We start from the raw sequence: 20,065 nt of genomic DNA on the forward strand, positions 1-20,065 counted from the left end.
GTTTGGACTGAAATATTTACCCTTTATTATCTCGCAGTAATGATCTGGGCGGGAATCAACTTTGTACGTGCCTTCAACCGGATGCTGACTCGATCAGGGCGAAGGCGGATGCTCTATCTCATGGCTGGGGCAACCGCCCCTGCGCTCGGATCTTATCCTTACCTTTTATATGGTTCCACGTTGGCTGCCAAGCACGCTCTCCTTTTTTGGAGTTCGGCACTGATGATCAATCTTCTTGTGGGCGGCCTGGTTGTAGTAATGGCCTATGCGGTTGCATTTTTTGGAGTGTCATGGCCTGATCGCCTTGTCAAGACGCGCCTGTTTAAATGGATTTTACGTGGTCCTGTTGCTGCTTCCATCACCTTGGGTTTGATGACTGTTGTTCGGCGCGGCGGTGAGCTGGTTGGTGGGAACTCCTACTCAACTTTTGTCCCGCTGACGATGATCGTCAGTGTATTGCTTATTGAGCATACGATCACCATTCTTGCTCCCTTGTGGGAGAGGAATCTCTTCTTTGGCGGCGACCGCGACGATTTACTCCTCCTTCAAAATATTGAAGAACGATTGCTTACTCACAGCGATTTACAACAATTTCTCGAAGCGGTCTTAGCAGCAGTGCGCGATCATTTACAATCTCCTTCGGCATTTATTGCTGCCCTCGACGGCAATGATCTGGCACTTATCTCCATGGCTGGTAGTAAAAATATGCTTGAAGAGGATCATTTCCCTGAGGTTTTGCGCGTACCGGAAATCGAAAATGGTCAGATTGGGCAGGAATTCACCTGGGGCGATTTCTGGATATTACCTTTACGCAAACGAAAGCGGGAAATGGATCGTGATGAGATTCCGCCTTTATTGGGGATTCTGGGCGTTGCACATCAATCTTATCGAGAAATTGATGAAGATCAAAGAGATTCCCTTTGGCTATTGGCAGATCGCGCCACCCTTGCTTTAGAGGATCGTCAATTACAACAAACAATTTTTCAATCGCTACAAAGTTTGCAACCTCAAGCTGATCTTTTACAACGCTGGCGTGCTTCCGGGCGCTATGATAGCAAAGCCAGTATGCTAGCAGAATCCATGCCACCTGAATCGGATATGGCAAACTGGATAAAAGATGCCCTTAGTCATTATTGGGGCGGTCCAAAATTGAGTGATAGTCCCCTGATGCGGTTGGAAATTGTTCAAAAAATGATGGCTGATTACGATGGAAATGCGGTCAACGCATTGCGGGCGATCCTGCGTAAAGGGGTAGATAATATTCGTCCTGAAGGCGAGCGGCGTTTTACAGCGGAGTGGATCCTCTATAATATTCTTGAAATGAAGTTTATTGAAGGACGTAAGGTGCGTGAAGTAGCCGGGAGACTTGCCATGTCGGAGGCAGATTTATACCGTAAACAGCGTGTTGCGGTAGAAGCTGTCGCTAAAATGGTGTTGGATATGGAGGCTGAGGTCAAGTTACCATAACAGGATTTTATCTGTGCCGTATGGCAGCCAGTACACTTCTTGACAGTTACAATAATGGAGATTTCCAAGCTATAGGATGGAGGAGAAAATTTAATGGTGATACCTGAGAAAACAAATGAAAGAGATTTAGCCCAAAATGATGATAATTGGTGGGAATCAGTTTTGGCTGATGAAAATTACCATGCTCCAGATATTGAAATACCCTTGCCGCAGCATGTAAAAAATGATGATTCTGGGCTCAATTGGGAAAGAGCGCAAAAACTCTATAATCAGGACGAGGTCATCTCCATGCAAGTGGTCGGGCATAATCGAGGTGGAGTCCTGGTTGAGGATAATGATCTAAAAGGATTTGTCCCTTATTCTCATTTGGTGAAGTTGAACGATAGCGGCGATTCTGCCAAGCGAGAAAAAACGCTGGAAACATATAAGGGAAAAATATTACAGCTCAAATTGATTGAATGCACCCCGGAAGATTCCCGACTGGTTTTTTCTGAGCGGGCAGCCCAGGCTGGTACAGGTCGAAGGCGCGAACTTTTTTCCACTCTTACGAAAGGAAAAATTGTTTCGGGTGAGATCACCAACATTACCAATTTTGGCGTATTCGTTGACCTTGGGGGAGTTGAAGGGCTGATTCATATATCAGAACTATCCTGGGGACGAGTTGAACACCCGCGTGAATTTGTTCAATTGAAAGATAAAGTGCAGGTGCAAATTCTCGATATTTCTCTCGAGCGATCTCGGGTTGCTCTCAGCATTAAACGGCTTCATGACAATCCTTGGGAAAAAGCACAGGAAAAATATAAAATTGGACAGATTGTCTTTGCAGAAATTAAAGCTTTAGTTCCTTTCGGGGCATTTGCGCGTTTGGAGGACGGAATTGAAGGGTTGATCCACAGCTCTGAGATTCCACCCGAAAATGCACCACTTACAATAGGCGCTCAGGTGAATTTACGAATTTTACAATTAGATCCAAAAAAACAAAGACTTGCTCTCAGCCTAATAATTAATGATGAAAATGACTAAAAAAAATGCCTCAGAATCGAAAGATTGGCTTGATCGTCTTGCCAACATAAATCTTCATTTTGGGCGTTTTGCTAGCGATATTGGCAGCGTAATAATTCTTGCCATTGCCCTGATTTCGCTCCTGGCCTTACTTGGGCTCACAGACGGTAAGCTCATCACACTCTGGGTCGATGCTCTCAGAGATTGGTTTGGGTGGGGTAGTTATCTTGTGGTTGCCTCGATTGGGATGATTGGGGGGGGCATGCTTCGTCGTTCTGATGACCCTCTCCCATGGGGACGTATCTTTGCCCTGGAAGTCGGCGCCTTCTTAACCCTGGGATTGCTGACCGTTTTAGGAGGCCGATCTCTACAGGAAGCAGAACAAGGTCTTGGGGGGGGGCGGATTGGTTGGGGTTTGGACCAAACCCTGAGCAGGCTCATTAGCCCAGGGGGTAGCCTTCTCACCTTTCTTGTTGGAACAATTCTTGCAGCAATGAGTGGCTTTAATCTTTGGCCTCGACTTGAAGGCTGGTTGCTTCAAGTGGCGGGAGAAGGAATAACGGAAAAGAGAGAAGTGTTCCAGGAGGAAGAAAAAGGGCAAGATAATGAAAAAATCTCTCGAAAAACTACAAAAACAAAACTCCCTCCTGAATTCAGAAAATCTTTTTCCGCGGCGGATAAAGAAGATGAACGCCCGGCCAAGCCACGGCCACGCGATGAACGCCTTCCTCCCCTGACCCTTTTATTAAGCGAACGCAGGTCTCGCGTGGATGAACGTACTATTAACCAGACCGCCGGGCTGATTGAAAAAACACTTGATGAGTTCGGTATTCCCGCACAGGTAATTGGTTTCCGTGTTGGTCCGGCGATCACCCAATTCGCCGTTCAGCCAGGTTTCATTGATAAAAGCACTAATGGGGACGAAGAACAGCGCATGAAGGTTCGCGTTGCCCAGATCGCTTCATTAAAAAAGGATTTATCCCTCGCTCTTTCTGCGCAACGATTACGTATCGAAGCCCCTGTACCGGGTCGCCCCTATGTCGGGATTGAAGTCCCGAATTCTCGCGTAGAAGTGGTTCGCCTGCGTTCTATATTAGAAGCGGATGCTTTTGATAAAAGCCACTCACCACTGGCGATTGCGTTGGGGAGAGATGTTTCAGGACATCCAATCGTAGCTGATTTATCTAAAATGCCTCACCTTTTAATTGCTGGTTCAACAGGTTCAGGAAAATCGGTTTGTATTACCTCCATCGCAACCTGCCTGGCAATGAATAACTCGCCCGAAGATTTGCGCATGGTGATGGTAGATTCCAAAATGGTCGAGTTAATCCGCTTCAATGGGTTGCCTCACCTCTATGGCAAAGTTGAAACAGATATTGATCGTATTCAGGGTGTCCTGAGATGGGTTGTATTGGAGATGGAGCGGCGTTATAAACTCCTTGAGGTGGAAAGCTCGCGCGATATTGCCGCGTATAATCGCAAGGTTTTGCGCCGAAAAGATGGTGTTGCGATGCCGAGAATAGTAGTTTTGATCGATGAAATGGCTGATCTGATGATGAGTGCCCCTGATCAAACCGAGCATAATCTTGTTCGTTTGGCACAGATGGCGCGCGCAACCGGCATCCATTTGGTGATGGCCACCCAGCGTCCCAGCACAGATGTGGTAACAGGGTTAATTAAGGCAAACTTCCCGGCGAGAATCGCATTTGCAGTCACATCTGGTGTTGATTCGCGCGTAATTCTGGATAGCGTTGGGGCCGAGAATCTGCTCGGAAACGGAGACATGCTTTTCCTGAGTCCTGAAGCGGGTTCTCCATCCCGGGTGCAAGGAGTAATGATCACAGACGAAGAGATAGAAAAAGTGATTACTTATTGGCAGGAGAGCAGACCTGACGAAGAGGGAAGCTCACCTTGGGAGAGATTGCTTGGGGAATCTGACGAGGATGAAGATGAGGTGTTGATAGAGCAGGCGATCCAGGTGATTCAAAATTCTCAACGCGCTTCGGCCTCACTTTTACAACGTCGTTTGCGGATCGGGTATCCTCGTGCTGCACGCCTGTTGGATTCTCTTGAAGATTTGGGACTTGTGGGACCGGCATTGGGCGGAGGGCGGGAGCGAGATGTTTTGATCTTGCCCAATGAGGACGACGAATTCTAACATTACAGTTATTCTGAGTGGTATGATTGGGCAACTAAAATCAATGGAGTCCTTTGTGGAAAATACTGTAAAAGTCGAGAAAGAATCACTAACGGATCGTTTGCGATCCTTATTCAAATGGGTGCTTGATCCCATTGGCGCTTTCTTAAATCGACTTGGTCTGACACCAAATACAATCACAATCCTGGGCTTGGTCGGAAATATGGTGGGCGCTTTTTTTCTGGCTAAAGGAAATATGCTTTGGGGTGGTTTGATGGTTCTGATCATGTGGCCGATTGATGCATTGGATGGGACAATGGCGCGGTTACGTGGGGAACCCAGCGATTTTGGTGGTTTTGTTGATTCAGTGACAGATCGATATTCTGAATTGGTAATCTATGGTGCCCTGCTTTTTTATTTTCTTGGGCAAGGTGATACCGTGGCTGCCATGCTTGTCTTTGCGGCTGCTTCAGGATCTATACTGGTATCTTATACCCGGGCAAAAGCAGAAGGGCTTGGTTTTGAAGCCAAGATTGGTGCATTGACCCGTGTCGAGCGCTATTTTGTATTGGCCCCAGGACTGATCTTTAACTTCCCCATAATTGCGATGTGGATAATCGCCATCCTGGCAAACTTTACTGCCTTGCAGCGAATCTGGTATGTCCGTCAACAGGCCCATAAACATTTTTAGAGCTGCTTAAGGAATAAAATGACAGAAGGATTTTACATCGGTTCGTTTTTTATTCGTTTTTATGGGATCATTCTAATGTTGGGGGCATTGGCGGGTGCGATCCTCGCGCAAAAAGAAGCCAGGCGACATGGACATGATCCGGAGATTCTTTGGGATCTGATGATTTGGCTGATTCTTGCCGGAGTTATCGGAGCGCGTCTTTGGCATGTTTTCACACCATCACCATCTTCCATTGCAGAAGGGTTTACGACTGCATATTATCTCAGCCACCCACTGGACTTAATCGATACGCGTAATGGTGGCTTGGGGATTCCAGGCGCGATCATTGGTGGGTTGATTGCCCTATATTTCTTCGCGCGTAAGCGAAATCTATCCTTTTACGAATGGACTGATATTGCGGCTCCTGGTATTGCTTTGGGGCAAGCAATCGGCCGCTGGGGAAACTTTGTCAATCAGGAGCTTTATGGTGCACCAACCTCATTGCCCTGGAAAATCTTCATTGACCCTGCACATCGCTTAAGCGGATTCCGGGACCAGGCTTATTATCACCCTTTGTTTCTTTATGAGGCCCTTTGGAATTTAGGCAATATGTTGATCCTGTTGTGGGTGGGACGACGCTTTGTAAATCGGTTAAAAAACGGCGATATCTTTTTGCTCTACTTGATTATTTACCCCTTGGGACGTTTTTTGCTTGATTTTTTGCGGCTTGATGCAGCCATGGTGGGTGGATTCAATGCCAACCAAACTGTGATGGCAATTGTAGCCCTTCTCTCAGCGCTAAGCTTGATGGTTCGCCATCGGAAAATCTCAACATCACCTTAAGGGACTCTTGTCTTATTGACACCGCGAATAGCCACCACTATCCTGATTGGGTGCTGGCAGTTTTTAAAACCTTTGGAAATAAAATGATTCACATAGAAAATTTAAGTAAAAAATTTAATGACTTTTTAGCCGTTGATAATGTCACCCTGGATGTAAAGCCGGGCCAGATATTAGCCTTGCTTGGGCAGAATGGTGCGGGAAAAACCACAACTATTCGGATGCTGACAGGACTTTTACGCCCCACCCAGGGTCGGGCGGAAGTTGCCGGATATGACGTTGAAAAAGAATCAACTCAGGTACGCGCATCCGTTGGGGTGCTGACGGAACACCATGGCCTATATCTGAGAATGACAGCTGTGGAATACCTCGATTTCTTTGGCAAGGTATATCGTCTTAGTGATGATGCTCGCATGAAACGCATCAATCACCTTCTTGAGTATTTTGGGTTAGTAGAAGCTTCCCATCGACGGATTGGCGAATATTCAAAGGGGATGAAGCAAAAACTTGCTCTGGCACGTTCCCTTATTCACGAGCCACCCGCCCTGCTCCTGGACGAACCCACCTCTGCAATGGATCCTGAGAGTGCCCGGCTTGTCCGTGACGAGATTGCCAGTTTGCGCTCATCGCAGCGCGCGATTGTAATTTGCACCCACAATCTGGCCGAAGCTGAGGCCCTTGCGGACCAAATTGCGATCATTTACCGCGGCAGGATTCTTATCAGGGGAAAATTGGCAGAATTGAAAGAGAGAGTCCTTGGGCCGGCAGAATATGAGGTCAGCTTTTCTAAAAAATGGGATAATAAAAGTCTCAAGCCTCCCGCAGGGGTGGAGATTGTAGCAAGAGGGTCCAGGAGTATTCGCTTTCGCTCTGAACAGCCCCAAAAAAATAATCCCTTATTATTGAAAATACTTTCCATGAAGGAAGCTCCAGTTCTCACTTTGCAGGAAGTGCCACGGAGCCTTGAGCAGGTGTACCTTAAAACCATGTCTGATGCTGGGGGAGCCCTCTTGCAATGAAAGAAAAACTGACCCCCGTATGGTTGCTTGCTCAACGTGAACTTCGCGACCAGTTTCGAGATTGGCGGATCCTCTTCCCCTTAATCGTTCTTACGCTTTTATTCCCCCCGCTGATGAATGCAGGAGCAGGTGCCGCAGTTTCGTTCATGAACAATTATGGCGGAGATTTGATCCTTGATCGCCTGGTCCCATTTTCTATTCTGATCATAGGTTTTTTTCCCGTTACCGTCTCTCTCGTGGTTGCACTCGAATCTTTTGTCGGAGAGAAAGAGCGCGGTACGATCGAGCCTTTATTGGGAACACCCTTTCTTGATTGGCAGCTTTATCTGGGTAAATTACTGGTAGGTATCTTTTTTCCATTAGCAGCAAGTTATTTGGCGATTGGGCTTTACCTTTTTATGGTCAGTAAACAGGATCTGGCACTGCCTCCAGTTCATCAATTGGTGCAGTTGCTCACGCTGACAGCCGCACATGCTGTATTGATGGTTAGCGGGGCTATAGCTATCTCCACCCAGTCAACATCGGTACGGGCGGCAAATTTGCTGGCATCATTTATTGTAATGCCAGTCGCATTTCTAATTCAAGGTGAAAGTGTATTACTCTTTTGGGGCAACGACCAGGTTCTCTGGCTGGCGGTAATTGCGGTCCTTATATTGGCAGCTTTGCTGATTAGAGTTGGACTGGCCCATTTTCAACGCGAATATCTCCTGGGACGAGAAATCGACTCTTTCAAATTTAAATGGATTTGGCAAACATTTAAGGGGGCCTTTATTGGAGAATCGTATTCGCCTTTTAAATGGTATCAAGTTCAGGTTGTCGGGATGCTGCGCAAACTCAAGAGGCCTCTCCTGCTCATTGTTGTGATCACGATATTTGGGAGTATTGCATCTTACCAGTGGACAACCTCCATGATCCCGGCTGATTTCAGCGCAGTTACCCAGGAAGATATAGATGAGGCTCTGGATCAATTCCAATTCGCAGCCGGGCTGCCTTCGGATGATGTAGATATCTCATTTGGCTTTATTTTTTTACATAATATCCAGGCTGTTTTGATGATGTTATTTTTTGGACTTTTCTCCTTTGGCGTTCTGGGAGAGTTGGCCTTCTCTGTGAATATTGGTGTTTTGGGAGGCTTAATGGCAGTTCTTAATGCTTTGGGTCTGCCAGTTTGGACATTATTTACTGCGGGCATTCTTCCGCATGGTATTTTTGAAATTCCGGCGATCATTTTTGCGGGAGCAGGCATTCTCTATTTTGGAGCAATCATGGTGACACCTGATCCTACAAAAACAATGGGGGAGGTTTTTATTCACGCGGTGGCAGATTGGTTCATAATAGGTGTGGGCGTTATTTTTCCTCTTTTGTTAATTGCCGCGTTAATCGAAACTTTTATCACCCCGAAAATTTTATTGAGCATCATGCAATAAACTGGGAGCATTATGGCAAAAATAATTATATTGGGCTCATCCAATGCGATCGCAAATAAAGATCATGAAAATACGCATATGGTATTGATTGGAAACATGCGCATAGTATTGATCGACAGCCCGTCTAATCCGATTTTGCGCTTGCAGGATATTGGCGTTGAGTATAACGACATTACAGATTTGATACTGACCCATTTTCATCCGGATCATATTTCAGGTGTCCCAATTTTCCTGATGGATATGTGGCTGCGGGGGCGCACAAAGCCACTGGATATTTATGGACTCGATTACACACTGGAGCGGATGGAAAATTTGATGGATGCTTATGGCTGGAAGAATTGGCCAAAATTTTTCCCCGTGACCTTCAACAGGCTTCCATCTGAGGAAATGACCCCGGTCCTGAGCAGCGCAGATTTTGATATCTTCTCCTCCGAGGTCCGTCATATGGTCCCCACAATTGGATTGAGAATGGAATTTAAGGATAGCAATAAAATAGCGGTCTATTCTTGTGATACACAACCTTGCCAGGAGGTTGTGCGTCTTGCCCGGGGAGCTAATATTCTCATTCACGAGGCTTCGGGTGATGTGATTGGTCATTCCTCTTCGAAGCAGGCTGCCGAGATAGCCGTAGAAGCAGATGTTGGGCAACTTTATCTCATTCATTATCCTACCGGTGACTTTTGGCAGGATAATCTTCTCGAGGATGCTCGCAATCATTTCGATGGAAAGGTCACCCTGGCAGAAGATTTAATGGTTTTAGAGGTCTAACTATTGATATTCAGATAAACAGGTTATGAGCGTCCCGCAGGTTTTTGTTGCTTTAAAATCCGAATCACGGGAACCTGCGGGACGTTTTACTTAGGATTGGGGGAATCTCATCTTTTTTTGTTTTGCTGTATAATATGCGCCATGTTTGAAAACGATCTTCGCCCCGAATTAAATTCCCGCCGCGGTGAGGGGACAGCCTGGGTCTTAACCCTTGTTGTTTCATTTGCAATGGGCTTCCTAAACTGGCAGTTGGATAATATTCCCGTTGCAGCCCGGGTCTTTTGGGGATTTTTGTTGTTTGCAGCGCTGAGCATTTCCCTGGGCAATTGGATGGATCGAAAAACCATCATGCGAGTGGATGTTGACGGGATCGCGTTTGAGAATGGACTCCGCAAAGTCAGGTTGAGCTGGTCTGAGATTGAGAACGTAAACGTGCTGCCGTTGCGGTGGGGCAGATCTGTTCAGGTGATCGGCAGCGAGTCGCATTTTGAGTTCCGCACCCTGGGAAAAGTGCAATATCAGGGAGAAGTACGCGGTCGTTTGGGGTTTTCTGAAGGGCAGGCTGTCCTGGATGAAATCTTGAGTGCAACGAATCTTGTTTTGCAGAATGAAGAAAAAGGGAGTTATTATTATTCCCGCTCTTGATGATTACGTTTCGTGGATCACGCATCACGCTAACGGATAGTGTGATGCGATTTTTTTTGTTAGGAAGGTGAAGGATGAATATAGACGAACAAATCGAACTGTTAATGCAAGGCACTGAGTATGGCGATGAGGCTTTGAAAGAAGCGATGACCAAGGAACTCCGCCAACGCTTGATCGAGGCCGAAAAAGAAGCCCGCCCCTTGCGCGTCTATTGTGGTTATGATCCAACTTCGACCGATCTGCATTTGGGACACACAATTTCCATGCGAAAGTTGCGCCAATTTCAGGATTTGGGGCATGAAATAACTTTCCTGATCGGGAGTTATACGGCTTTGGTTGGTGATCCCTCTGATAAAAATAAAGCCCGACCAATTTTAACTGAAGAGCAAGTCATGGAATATGCAAAAACCTACTCGGACCAGGCTTTTCGAGTTTTAGACAAAGAAAAGACCATTGTTCGTTACAACGGTGAATGGCTTTCGAAGTTAACCCTTGTTGATTTAATTCGTCTTGGGCAGAATTTTACTGTCCAGCAGTTTTTGGCACGAGAAAATTTTGCGAAGCGGTTGGATTCCGGTGAGCCTATCTACATTCACGAGACCTTTTACCCCCTCATGCAAGGATATGATGCGGTCTCGATGGAAACAGATGTACAGATTGGCGGCACAGATCAACTATTTAATATTCTGATGGGGGGGCGAAAATTGCAAGAGGCGCATGGACAAAAACCCCTTGTTGGTGTGATCTGTGGTATTTTGCCAGGAACAGATGGCGTGCAGCGTATGTCGAAATCTATCGGCAATATCGTTCCGATCAATTCAGGGGCTGATGACATGTACGGAAAGGTGATGTCTATCCCTGATGCGGCGATGGAAAGTTATTACCGTCTGGTTACCCGCTTTGGTGTAGCTGAAATTGATGCGTTTTTGGGAGCTGTTGCCTCCGGCGAGATGCATCCACGAGATGCCAAGATGAAACTTGCCCGTGAGATTGTAAGCATTTTCTATGGAGAAGATGCAGCTCAACCTGCCGAAGATGCCTTTATAAAGCTCTTTCAGAAAAAGGATATCCCTGATGACATGCCGGAGTATTCGCTGGCGGAAGGCCAGTCAATATTGGATGTTCTGCTCGCAACAGGTTTGGTAGATAGCAAATCCAACGCTCGACGTATGGTGGATCAGAAAGCTGTCCGACTGGATGGGGAGACCCTTGATCGTGCAGGAGATGCATTTCCACATCCCGGCGTATTGCAAGTTGGCAAAAGAAAATTCGTACGCATCAAATAACCACAGTGAAAAAATTATTCTGATTGGTACAGGTGTAAATTCAGACAACATAATCGAAGTTCTCATAAAAGGTTTTTTTGTGGGAACTTCGTAATTTACGGCAGACATCTCTCATAATAATAGATCTCTTGCATAAGTGCTCTTGCCACCGTCCTTCGCGTAGCATACTCGCAGGGTACGGCGGCGGTAATAGGAGAGGCTGCGCCGAGGGCGGCGTAGGGTGCAGTATGGAAAAAGACTTTTGCAAGCAGTCTAATATATCAATAACCGGTTTAGCGCGTTCCACACAACGGGTCTACGTTATAATTGCGCTGGTATTTTCAGAAACATTTGGTCTGCATGTATTAAAATTGAAATTTATTTGGAGGAATTTGTGTATAAAAAACTGTTTATACCTGGCCCAACCCATGTTGTAGATGAGGTTTTGGAAGCGATGGCGATGCCGATGATCGGACATCGCGATTCTTTGTATTCAGACATGCATGGAGAGGTGGTCGAGAAACTCAAGAAAATGCTTTATACAAATAATCGCATTTATCTTTCAACATCCTCTTCAACCGGCATGATGGAAGGCGCGATTCGCAACTGTGTGATGAAAAAAGCACTGATGACAGATTGTGGTGCATTTTCCAAGCGTTGGGCGCAAATCGCGACAGCGAATGGCAAGCAAACCGAAGTCATTAAAGTTGAGATGGGAGAAGCCATCACACCAGAAATGGTGGACGAAAAACTTGCGCAGGGTGGGTTTGATTCGGTCTGTATTACCTTTAACGAAACCTCGACAGGGGTCACAAATCCCCTCAAAGAGATCGCCGCGTTGGTCAAAGAAAAATATCCAGATGTTCTCGTTCTTGTGGATGCGGTCAGTATCATGGCGGGTGCCGAAATTCGTGTGGACGACTGGAACCTTGATGTTGTCCTGGCTGGTACCCAAAAAGCCTTTGCCATGCCCCCGGGACTTTGTGTAGTCACCGTCAGCGACGCCGCTTTTGCGCGTTCTGAGAATATGGAAAATAAAGGCTATTACTTCGATTTTGTTGCCCTCGAAGGCAAAGCCGTGAAAAATCAGACTCCCGCAACCCCGGCCATCAGTCTGATCAATGCTCTCAACGTACAAATGGATCGCATCCTTGCTGAAGGTGTGGAAAAGCGTTTTGCCCGTCATGCAGAAATGGCAAAGTATATTCAGGATTGGGCGAGAAAATATTTTGGGCTTTACGCTGCGGATGAAAAATATCTTTCTCCAACCGTAACAAATATAACCAATACACGGAATATCAGTGTTGCCGATCTAAATAAAGAATTGGCAAAACGCGGGGCGATGCTCTCAAACGGTTATGGAGTTCTTAAAGAAAAAGCCTTCCGTATCGCGCATATGGGTGATATTCAGATGGAAGATCTTCGCTGGCTTACATCTCAGATAGAAGAGATTCTTGATCTCTAAATAATTGGAGGAAATAAATGAAAGTATTAATCTGTGATGCCACAGCAATCACAGCACTCGATATGATTTCTGACGCCGGAATTGAAGTTGTCAATAGACCCGATATTACGCCCGAAGAATTATTGGAAGTCATCCATGAATACGACGCAATGGTTGTCCGCAGCCGCACCAAAGTCACTGCCTCCCTGATTGACAAGGCAACCAGGCTCAAAGCCATTGTTCGTGGAGGGGTTGGTTTGGATAATATCGATGTTGAATATGCTGGCTCAAAAGGAATCCAGGTTCTCAACACCCCCAGCGCGTCCACCGCTGCTGTAGCCGAATTAACCATTGGTTATATTTTTGCCCTTGCACGCCATATCCCGCAGATGACTGCCTCGATGGAAGGTGGTGAATGGGCCAAAAAATCCTTCTCGGGAACAGAAATAGCAGGAAAAACCCTGGGACTTGTGGGTATTGGGCGGATTGGGCAAGCCACAGGTCAGAAAGCGAACGCGCTTGGGATGACTGTAGTCGCCTACGATCCTTATGTCACAGAAGCTGAGGGAATCGAACTCGTATCTCTCGAGGATCTTTTAGCCTGTGCAGACTTTATCAGCCTGCATGTTCCTTACACTAAAGAAACACATAATATTCTGGACGCTGATGCCTTTGAAAAAATGAAAGCTGGCGTGTATATCATCAATTGCGGGCGGGGAGGCACAATTGATGAAGATGCCCTCTTTGATGCGCTGAAAAGCGCCAAAGTTGCTGGTGCCGCCCTCGATGTTTATACCGAAGAACCGAGTATGGGGCATAAATTGTATACCCTTGATCGAGTAATTGGTTCCCCCCATATTGGTGCGGGCACTGTTGAAGCAAAGGCCCGCGTTGGCACAGAGGTCGCAAAGAACGTAATTAACGTTTTGACAAAATAGAATTTTCTAATGTGTAGAGCACGTTGAAGCATAGAGCATAACGAATTTTATAAAGTTTTCCCTCGTGTTCCCAGGTGCTCTTTGTTTTGGGCAATATTCTTCAGGAGAAAAAATGGCAAAGCTAAAACCTTTTAAGGGTATCCGCTACAACCCAGATAAAATTAGCGATATGGCTACCGTAATCAGCCAACCTTACGATCGCATCCGCCACGGTTTACAAGAGAAATATTACGCCCTCAGCGATTACAACGTGACACGCATGATTAAGGGTAAGGAGTTTGAGACAGATAACTCAGATGAAAATGTATATACTCGCGCCCAGGCTTTTTTGACCAAATGGCTTGCCGAGGGCATATTGATTCGCGAAGATAAGCCCGCTATCTACGTGTACCATCAGGAATTTTCACTCAACGGAGAGCAAGTCACGCGTAAGGCAATAATTTCAGCGCTTGAGTTGGCCCGCTTTGAAGAGGGAATTGTTTTGCCGCACGAGCGCACTCACGATGGCCCCAAAATGGATCGGCTCAATCTCACTCGATCTACCGAGGCCTACTTTGGTAATATCTTCACTCTTTATCCAGATGCAGAAAACAAAATCGATACCATCCTTGATGCCGCCATCCAGCGCGAACCTGATGTGGATGTGCGCGAACTCTTCGAAAAAGATGTTCGTCAAAAACTGTGGATTGTTACCGACGATGCGGTCCTGGCAGTTGTGCAAGCCGAAATGGCATCCAAGACAGGACTTATCATCGCAGATGGACATCATCGCTACGAAACGGCGCTCGCTTATCGTGATGAGCAACGTGCAAAATTTCCTGACGCCCCCCCAGATGCTGGATTTAATTATCTGATGGTTGCCCTGGTCAGCATGAGCAATCCTGGGCTGACAATTTTGCCAACCCATCGTCTGATTTTTGATTATAAAAAAATGAGCGCTGGTGATATTCTCGCCAAAGCTGCAGAATTCTTTGAGATTGATGAAGTGGTTAGTCGGGCTGCGTTGGAATCCAAAATGGAATCTGCGGTTGGCAAAATGGGTTGCTTCGGTCTGGCGACGAAAGACCGTTTCCACTTCCTGACCCTGAAATCTGCTTCCATCATGGAGACTCTTGCCCCGTCCCGTGCACAGGTTTGGCAAACCCTGGACGCGAGCATCTTGCATAAACTTCTCCTTGAGCATGTGATGGAAATCAGCGAGGCGACAATCGACGCGATAGAGGGTATTGAATATTTGCGTGAAACTGATCTTGGATACGATCGTGTTGCTGCTGAAGAGACTACCCTCCTTTTCATCGTCAATGCGACTCGCATGGAGCAAATCACCGCATGTACCGAGATGGGCGAAAAAATGCCCCAGAAATCGACAGATTTTTACCCTAAAGTCGTCACAGGCTTGGCGATCCTGGATGTTGGAGTGGACGAACGGCTATAAGAATTAGGAAATTAATTAGCCTGGATCAACGTCAAAACTCAGATCGGCGCGGTTTTATATCTGCAATAATTAGCCTGGAAAAAATGTTGACACCAGCCCCGCCTATGCTATAATACAACCCGTTAAGCTCCTGCTGAGTTCTTGGCCGGGGCAAATTCTTGTAAAAACCCAAGCTTTCCCGCACTCAGGCGCTGGGACGAAGACCATCCTCGCAGGGGTTGCGGTGAAGTGAAGATTGGAGAAAAAATGAAGTACGCTATTGTTGAAAATGGCGGCAAGCAGTATAAGGCCGTCGAGGGTGAGACGATCGAGGTTGATCGCTTGCCTGATGAAGTGGGCGATAAGATTGAACTAGATCGTGTTCTGATGGTTGTGGATGATGAAAAATTCACAGTTGGAACCCCTGAAGTTGGCGGTGTAAAAGTTAGTGCAACTGTTGCAGCGCATTTCAAGGGGAAAAAAGTGATCGTTTTCAAATATCACCCAAAGAAACGTTATCGTCTTAAAAAAGGACATCGTCAACAGTATACTCGCTTGGAGATCAATGCAATTGGCAAAGCTGCGGTCATAAAGGCAGCAAAAGCTGAAGCGACGCCCGTAAAGGAAGAGAAAGTCGAACCCAAAACGGCTGAGCCAGTTGCAGTTAAGAAACCTGCAGCAAAAGAATCTGCTGCCAAGAAACCGGCGGCAAAGAAACCGGCAGCCAAGAAACCCGCTGCGAAGAAGCCTGCGGCGAAAAAACCCGCCAAAACGGCGAAAAAAAATTAGTGAGCTTGTGAGGTAATTATGGCACATAAAACAGGTGGCGGTTCAACCCGCAACGGTCGAGATAGTAAATCAAAACGTCTTGGTGTAAAAAAATACGCAGGCGAGTCCGTGATTTCCGGAAATATTTTGGTTCGCCAGCGCGGTACGCGCATTAAACCCGGCCTCAATGTTGGCGTTGGGCGTGATCACACTCTCTTCGCTGTTGCTGAGGGTAAGGTGATGTTCGATATAAACCGTGGACGCAAACGAGTAAATGTTGTTCCGGTTCAAAGCTAAGCCTCACTGCAAAAAGGAAAGAAAATGAAGCCCGAAATTCATCCCACTTATTACCCAGAATCCAAAGTTTCCTGCGTGTGCGGGAAAACATGGATAACTGGTTCTACTCAGCCCGAAATTCACACAGAAATTTGCTCGAATTGTCATCCCTTCTACACTGGTGATTTACAACGTCTCGTTGATACCGAGGGTCAGGTTGATCGTTTCTACAAACGCTTGCAGGCTCGCCGGGAGTATGTTGATGCCAAAGATGCGAAGGAACAGGCGCTTATCTCTCCAACCCGCCCAATCGCGGAATTGGATCTCGGCAAACGCGGAACTGATGCCTTGTTGAAAGCTGGCATTACCGATGTTGGCGAATTTATGAAAAAATATAATGAAGGCGAGAAAGTTGTACTAGCGATTACTGGCTTTGGTCAAAAATCGCTAATTGACGCCAAAAAGGCTTTGCGCGCGATGGGCTACGACCTCTCTGAGGTTGCGGAAGCCTAAGGATTGCGCAAAATTAAATCTCAGGTACACTTAATGGGCAGAAGCATTCGCGACTGCCCATTTTTTATAGGGGACTTGAACCTTGATTTATGAAGAAATATGGTGAGGAGAAGCATGAAGCATACAAATGGCTCTATCGAAGTCATCACCGGGTCCATGTTCTGTGGAAAGACAGATGAGCTGATCCGTCGATTACGCAGGGCAACCATAGCCCGTCAAAAGGTACAGGTTTTTAAGCCGGCAATTGATATTCGTTACGCTGTGGAGAAGGTTTCTTCTCATGCGGGCGCAGAATTTGCAGCGATGCCCATTGAAGTAAGTCGTGAAATATTGGCACATCTTCTGGATGGCGTTACGGTTGTCGCCATTGACGAAGCACAATTTTTTGACGCAGATGTGATTGCAGTTACTGAAGAGTTGGCCGAGAAAGGCATCCGGGTGATCGTTGCCGGACTGGATCAGGATTTTCGCTCCGAACCTTTTGGACCCATGCCCGCACTTTTGGCGCAGGCTGAAGAAGTATCCAAATTGCGTGCTATTTGTATGGTCTGTGGAGGGGAGGCAAGCCGCACACAGCGCCTGGTTAATGGAGAGCCCGCTCATTATGATGATCCCATTGTCATCGTGGGCGCCGATGAGCTCTACGAGGCACGTTGCCGCAAACATCACGTGGTGCCTCGATAGAAGTCGTACGTAAAAAACATCATAATAAACCATTTGATCAAGAGGTTAATTGTGGAAGACTATAAAAATTTTCTCGAAGAAATCCTTATTTCAAAAGAAGATCTCCAGACACGCATTGCCGAATTAGGCGCAGAGATCAGCAAAGATTATTTGGGCAAGGAACTGCTCCTGGTATGTATTTTGCGAGGTGGCGTATTCTTCACGGTTGATTTGATGAAAAAGATCGACATCCCGCATGTAGTGGAATTTATGGCAATTTCCTCTTATGGGGCGGGGGCAAGGGAATCGACAGGAGATGTGCGCGTAACCCTTGATTTGCAAATTAACATTCGGGACAAACACGTACTGCTTGTTGAAGATATTATTGATAGCGGACTCACCCTCGCATCCGTCATAGAAAGACTCTCAGCCCAACACCCCGCCTCTCTCGAAGTTTGTACCCTGCTTGATAAAGCTGCCCGCCGTGAAGTTGATGTTCCCCTCAAATATCGAGGGTTTAATATCGAAGATAAATTTGTCTTTGGATATGGCCTTGATATCGATGAGTTTTTTCGAGGTTTGCCCTTTATCGGTGTTGTTGATTTAGATAAATACGAACCTGCCGATTAAATAATGGTCAACAAATCCCAGCCTCCTGGAGAAGAAAACAAGAATACCCATTCTTCTTCTTATGCTGGGCGATGGGTTGCGCGAGTAAATGAAAAAATTATTGCTCATGGTGGTACACCCGAGCAAGCAAGCCATGCGGCGAAAAAATCCCGCCACAAAGAAATCCCTGAGATCCTCTATATGTCTCCTGCTGAACCCCTGGTAACCTCCCCTTTATTATCTGCAGTTGTGGATGCGATCCCGGCAGACCAACCTTTGTTTTTGATCGGAGGCGCTGTCCGCGATACTTTGCTTGGACGGGTTAGCCACGACCTTGATTTCAGCTTGCCTGTACTCGGCGGAGTGCCTGGCGATGTTCTAAAGCTTGCCCGGAAAGTAGCGAATCGAATTGGTGCTGCCTACTATCCGCTCGATGCTGAGCGGGGCGCTGCCCGTCTTGTTCTACTCCACAATGATGGTACTCGCCATATACTCGATTTTGCTGCCTTCCGCGGTGACGACCTTGAAGGTGACCTGCGTGGGCGAGATTTCACCCTCAACGCCATTGCCTTGGATGTGCATTCACAAGCTATTTACGACCCTCTTGGCGGGGTTGCTGACTTGCTCGCCAAGAATTTACGTCTTTGCTCTCCTGCCAGCCTTAACGACGATCCTGTCCGCATTTTGAGGGCTATCCGACAGGCAGCAGATTTTGGCTTTCATATCCTTCCTGAGACGAGGGCGGCAATGAAAGAGGCAGTTCCTGCTCTTTATCAAACATCTCCCGAACGCCAAAGGGATGAACTATTTCGAATCCTGGATGGGAAACAACCCTCAACTGCATTCCGTGCGCTTGAAATGCTCGATGTTTTTCCTGCAATCCTTCCAGAATTGTCTGCGCTAAATGGATGCGTACAGTCATCTCCGCATGTGGATGATGTTTGGTCCCATACATTGACTGCACTGCGCCATCTCAAGTCGATTCTAAATGCCCTTTCTGTACAATATGATTCGAGCATGGCCTCCGAGTTTCATAATGGACTTCTTGTTTTGCGGTTGGGGCGTTACCGTGAAGACTTTGCTGCACATTTTGGGGTGAGGCTAACGACCGAACGTTCTTTGCAGGGTTTGCTCTTTTTCGCTACACTCTACCACGATGTCGGCAAGCCCTTGACAAGGAAAACCGGTGATGATGGCCGTATTCGCTTTTTGGGACATGAGGGTGAAGGTGCGGCTATAGCAACTGAACGTGCAAGAGCCCTGCATATGAGCAATGATGAAATCGACAGATTGGATCGGATTATTCGCGGTCATTTGCGCATCCACTCAATGACGAGGCAGCTGCTTGATGAAGGGAAGCAACCCTCCCGGCGAGCGATCTATCGCTTTTTCCGGGATACACAAGATGCAGGAGCAGATATTATCCTGCTTTCTCTGGCGGATTTGCGCGCGACTTATGGACATGGATTGCCGGAGGATGTTTGGAAGGCAGAATTGGATATTTGCCGCTTATTGCTCGAGAATCTTTGGGAGCGGCCCACAGAAGTCGTTAAACCACCTGCTTTGCTCAATGGGCATGAAGTGATGAAGGCCTTCGATATGAGCCCTGGTCCGTTAGTAGGAAGATTGCTTGAGGCAATCCGGGAGGGGCAGGCTGTTGGTGAGATCGAGAAAAAAGACGAGGCCTTGGTTTTTGGCCGAGAATGGTTGGCTGCGAAAAAATAAAAGCAAAGAGCGTAACCTATTAGTTGCGCTCTTTGCTAAAATGATTGTGCTAAGAAAAGGTTGGCTTTGAAGTATTTACCAATTGCGAAATGGGTCCAAACTGTCCTGTGGCGCGCCGTGCAAGGTTTTTGATATGAGCAACCAGAACCTTGTTTGGAATGGGCTTGACTAAAAAATCATCTGCGCCTGCATCCAGTGCACTGGCAACTATTTCCGGGTTATTGAGTGCAGAAATTACAATAATGGGAATGTTGCTGAACGAGCGAATTTTTTTACAGGTTTCCCAGCCATCCATGCCGGGCATCATCAGGTCAAGAAGGATAATATCAGGCTTAATCTCGCGAAGAAGTTCAATTCCATCTGGACCGTTATTTGCCGTTTTGATCTCAAAATTTTGAGACTGTAACAATAATGTTAGTAGCTCAGTCATGGCAATGTCATCATCAATAGCTAAAACTTTAAAAGGCATATTAAT

The 20,065-nt window shown here is 46.7% G+C and carries 20 protein-coding genes and 1 pseudogene; 20 read left to right on the plus strand and 1 reads right to left on the minus strand.

Annotated features, from left to right (window positions below; genetic code table 11):
- The 20 genes and pseudogenes from AC3DOM_RS00805 to AC3DOM_RS00900 all read left to right on the plus strand — a co-directional run.
- The coding region (locus tag AC3DOM_RS00805) for a hypothetical protein (protein ID WP_487917115.1) at positions 1 to 1,467 on the plus strand (1,467 nt) is incomplete at its 5' end.
- Between the two features lie 93 nt (positions 1,468 to 1,560).
- Positions 1,561 to 2,490, plus strand: a complete 930-nt coding sequence (locus AC3DOM_RS00810; RefSeq protein ID WP_487917116.1) for a 30S ribosomal protein S1 — start codon at positions 1,561 to 1,563, stop codon at positions 2,488 to 2,490.
- Positions 2,483 to 4,627 (plus strand): DNA translocase FtsK, encoded by a 2,145-nt coding sequence (locus AC3DOM_RS00815; RefSeq protein WP_487917117.1) that lies wholly within the window; start codon positions 2,483 to 2,485, stop codon positions 4,625 to 4,627. Before AC3DOM_RS00810 ends, AC3DOM_RS00815 begins: the two co-directional genes overlap by 8 nt.
- 55 nt (positions 4,628 to 4,682) lie before the next feature.
- Positions 4,683 to 5,297 carry a CDP-alcohol phosphatidyltransferase family protein gene (locus AC3DOM_RS00820; protein WP_487917118.1) on the plus strand — a complete coding sequence of 205 codons (615 nt, stop codon included), beginning with the start codon at positions 4,683 to 4,685 and terminating at the stop codon, positions 5,295 to 5,297.
- Positions 5,298 to 5,315: 18 nt separating this feature from the next.
- Positions 5,316 to 6,119: a prolipoprotein diacylglyceryl transferase gene (lgt, locus tag AC3DOM_RS00825; RefSeq protein WP_487917119.1), complete on the plus strand. Its 804-nt coding sequence runs from the start codon at positions 5,316 to 5,318 to the stop codon at positions 6,117 to 6,119.
- A gap of 83 nt (positions 6,120 to 6,202) precedes the next feature.
- Positions 6,203 to 7,135, plus strand: a complete 933-nt coding sequence (locus tag AC3DOM_RS00830) for an ABC transporter ATP-binding protein (RefSeq protein ID WP_487917120.1) — start codon at positions 6,203 to 6,205, stop codon at positions 7,133 to 7,135.
- Positions 7,132 to 8,562, plus strand: a complete 1,431-nt coding sequence (locus tag AC3DOM_RS00835) for a stage II sporulation protein M (protein ID WP_487917121.1) — start codon at positions 7,132 to 7,134, stop codon at positions 8,560 to 8,562. The genes AC3DOM_RS00830 and AC3DOM_RS00835 overlap by 4 nt, the downstream gene beginning before the upstream one ends.
- A gap of 12 nt (positions 8,563 to 8,574) precedes the next feature.
- Positions 8,575 to 9,330 carry an MBL fold metallo-hydrolase gene (locus AC3DOM_RS00840; RefSeq protein ID WP_487917122.1) on the plus strand — a complete coding sequence of 252 codons (756 nt, stop codon included), beginning with the start codon at positions 8,575 to 8,577 and terminating at the stop codon, positions 9,328 to 9,330.
- Positions 9,331 to 9,471: 141 nt separating this feature from the next.
- The gene (locus AC3DOM_RS00845) at positions 9,472 to 9,975 is read left to right on the plus strand and encodes a hypothetical protein (RefSeq protein ID WP_487917123.1); all 504 of its coding nucleotides are present in this window, start codon (positions 9,472 to 9,474) and stop codon (positions 9,973 to 9,975) included.
- A 74-nt stretch (positions 9,976 to 10,049) separates the two neighbouring features.
- Entirely contained in the window at positions 10,050 to 11,261 is a 1,212-nt protein-coding gene (gene tyrS / locus AC3DOM_RS00850) for a tyrosine--tRNA ligase (protein ID WP_487917124.1), read from the plus strand.
- Positions 11,262 to 11,634: 373 nt separating this feature from the next.
- Positions 11,635 to 12,705: a pyridoxal-phosphate-dependent aminotransferase family protein gene (locus AC3DOM_RS00855; RefSeq protein WP_487917125.1), complete on the plus strand. Its 1,071-nt coding sequence runs from the start codon at positions 11,635 to 11,637 to the stop codon at positions 12,703 to 12,705.
- A 17-nt stretch (positions 12,706 to 12,722) separates the two neighbouring features.
- Positions 12,723 to 13,622 carry a hydroxyacid dehydrogenase gene (locus tag AC3DOM_RS00860; protein ID WP_487917126.1) on the plus strand — a complete coding sequence of 300 codons (900 nt, stop codon included), beginning with the start codon at positions 12,723 to 12,725 and terminating at the stop codon, positions 13,620 to 13,622.
- Between the two features lie 112 nt (positions 13,623 to 13,734).
- Positions 13,735 to 15,057 (plus strand): DUF1015 domain-containing protein, encoded by a 1,323-nt coding sequence (locus AC3DOM_RS00865; RefSeq protein ID WP_487917127.1) that lies wholly within the window; start codon positions 13,735 to 13,737, stop codon positions 15,055 to 15,057.
- A 246-nt stretch (positions 15,058 to 15,303) separates the two neighbouring features.
- A complete protein-coding gene (rplU, locus tag AC3DOM_RS00870; RefSeq protein ID WP_487917128.1) occupies positions 15,304 to 15,825 on the plus strand; it encodes a 50S ribosomal protein L21 in 522 nt (173 codons plus the stop codon).
- Between the two features lie 18 nt (positions 15,826 to 15,843).
- Positions 15,844 to 16,101 carry a 50S ribosomal protein L27 gene (rpmA, locus tag AC3DOM_RS00875; RefSeq protein ID WP_487917129.1) on the plus strand — a complete coding sequence of 86 codons (258 nt, stop codon included), beginning with the start codon at positions 15,844 to 15,846 and terminating at the stop codon, positions 16,099 to 16,101.
- A 24-nt stretch (positions 16,102 to 16,125) separates the two neighbouring features.
- Positions 16,126 to 16,320 (plus strand): annotated as a pseudogene (gene rpmE / locus AC3DOM_RS00880) (50S ribosomal protein L31); the annotation flags it as partial.
- Positions 16,318 to 16,593, plus strand: coding sequence for a DNA-directed RNA polymerase subunit alpha C-terminal domain-containing protein (locus tag AC3DOM_RS00885; RefSeq protein ID WP_487917143.1), 276 nt, complete (start codon positions 16,318 to 16,320; stop codon positions 16,591 to 16,593). The pseudogene rpmE and the gene AC3DOM_RS00885, both read left to right, overlap by 3 nt.
- 114 nt (positions 16,594 to 16,707) lie before the next feature.
- On the plus strand, positions 16,708 to 17,277 hold the full coding sequence (locus tag AC3DOM_RS00890; RefSeq protein ID WP_487917130.1) for a thymidine kinase: 570 nt from the start codon (positions 16,708 to 16,710) through the stop codon (positions 17,275 to 17,277).
- A gap of 51 nt (positions 17,278 to 17,328) precedes the next feature.
- Entirely contained in the window at positions 17,329 to 17,886 is a 558-nt protein-coding gene (gene hpt, locus AC3DOM_RS00895; protein ID WP_487917131.1) for a hypoxanthine phosphoribosyltransferase, read from the plus strand.
- A 3-nt stretch (positions 17,887 to 17,889) separates the two neighbouring features.
- Positions 17,890 to 19,590: a tRNA nucleotidyltransferase/poly(A) polymerase-related protein gene (locus tag AC3DOM_RS00900; RefSeq protein ID WP_487917132.1), complete on the plus strand. Its 1,701-nt coding sequence runs from the start codon at positions 17,890 to 17,892 to the stop codon at positions 19,588 to 19,590.
- Positions 19,591 to 19,639: 49 nt separating this feature from the next.
- On the opposite strand, the gene AC3DOM_RS00905 is transcribed toward AC3DOM_RS00900, so the two are convergent.
- Positions 19,640 to 20,059 carry a response regulator transcription factor gene (locus AC3DOM_RS00905; RefSeq protein WP_487917133.1) on the minus strand — a complete coding sequence of 140 codons (420 nt, stop codon included), beginning with the start codon at positions 20,057 to 20,059 and terminating at the stop codon, positions 19,640 to 19,642.
- Positions 20,060 to 20,065: the final 6 nt, after the last annotated feature.

The organism is Candidatus Desulfolinea nitratireducens (assembly GCF_982879505.1).

Bases quoted from the DNA above. Each gene is read 5' to 3' on its own strand.
- AC3DOM_RS00810 (WP_487917116.1), top strand. From the start codon at position 1,561: ATGGTGATACCTGAGAAAACAAATGAAAGAGATTTAGCCCAAAATGAT.
- AC3DOM_RS00815 (WP_487917117.1), top strand. From the start codon at position 2,483: ATGACTAAAAAAAATGCCTCAGAATCGAAAGATTGGCTTGATCGTCTT.
- lgt (WP_487917119.1), top strand. From the start codon at position 5,316: ATGACAGAAGGATTTTACATCGGTTCGTTTTTTATTCGTTTTTATGGG.
- AC3DOM_RS00830 (WP_487917120.1), top strand. From the start codon at position 6,203: ATGATTCACATAGAAAATTTAAGTAAAAAATTTAATGACTTTTTAGCC.
- AC3DOM_RS00835 (WP_487917121.1), top strand. From the start codon at position 7,132: ATGAAAGAAAAACTGACCCCCGTATGGTTGCTTGCTCAACGTGAACTT.
- AC3DOM_RS00840 (WP_487917122.1), top strand. From the start codon at position 8,575: ATGGCAAAAATAATTATATTGGGCTCATCCAATGCGATCGCAAATAAA.
- AC3DOM_RS00845 (WP_487917123.1), top strand. From the start codon at position 9,472: ATGTTTGAAAACGATCTTCGCCCCGAATTAAATTCCCGCCGCGGTGAG.
- tyrS (WP_487917124.1), top strand. From the start codon at position 10,050: ATGAATATAGACGAACAAATCGAACTGTTAATGCAAGGCACTGAGTAT.
- AC3DOM_RS00860 (WP_487917126.1), top strand. From the start codon at position 12,723: ATGAAAGTATTAATCTGTGATGCCACAGCAATCACAGCACTCGATATG.
- AC3DOM_RS00865 (WP_487917127.1), top strand. From the start codon at position 13,735: ATGGCAAAGCTAAAACCTTTTAAGGGTATCCGCTACAACCCAGATAAA.
- rplU (WP_487917128.1), top strand. From the start codon at position 15,304: ATGAAGTACGCTATTGTTGAAAATGGCGGCAAGCAGTATAAGGCCGTC.
- rpmA (WP_487917129.1), top strand. From the start codon at position 15,844: ATGGCACATAAAACAGGTGGCGGTTCAACCCGCAACGGTCGAGATAGT.
- AC3DOM_RS00890 (WP_487917130.1), top strand. From the start codon at position 16,708: ATGAAGCATACAAATGGCTCTATCGAAGTCATCACCGGGTCCATGTTC.
- AC3DOM_RS00900 (WP_487917132.1), top strand. From the start codon at position 17,890: ATGGTCAACAAATCCCAGCCTCCTGGAGAAGAAAACAAGAATACCCAT.
- AC3DOM_RS00905 (WP_487917133.1), bottom strand. From the start codon at position 20,059: ATGCCTTTTAAAGTTTTAGCTATTGATGATGACATTGCCATGACTGAG.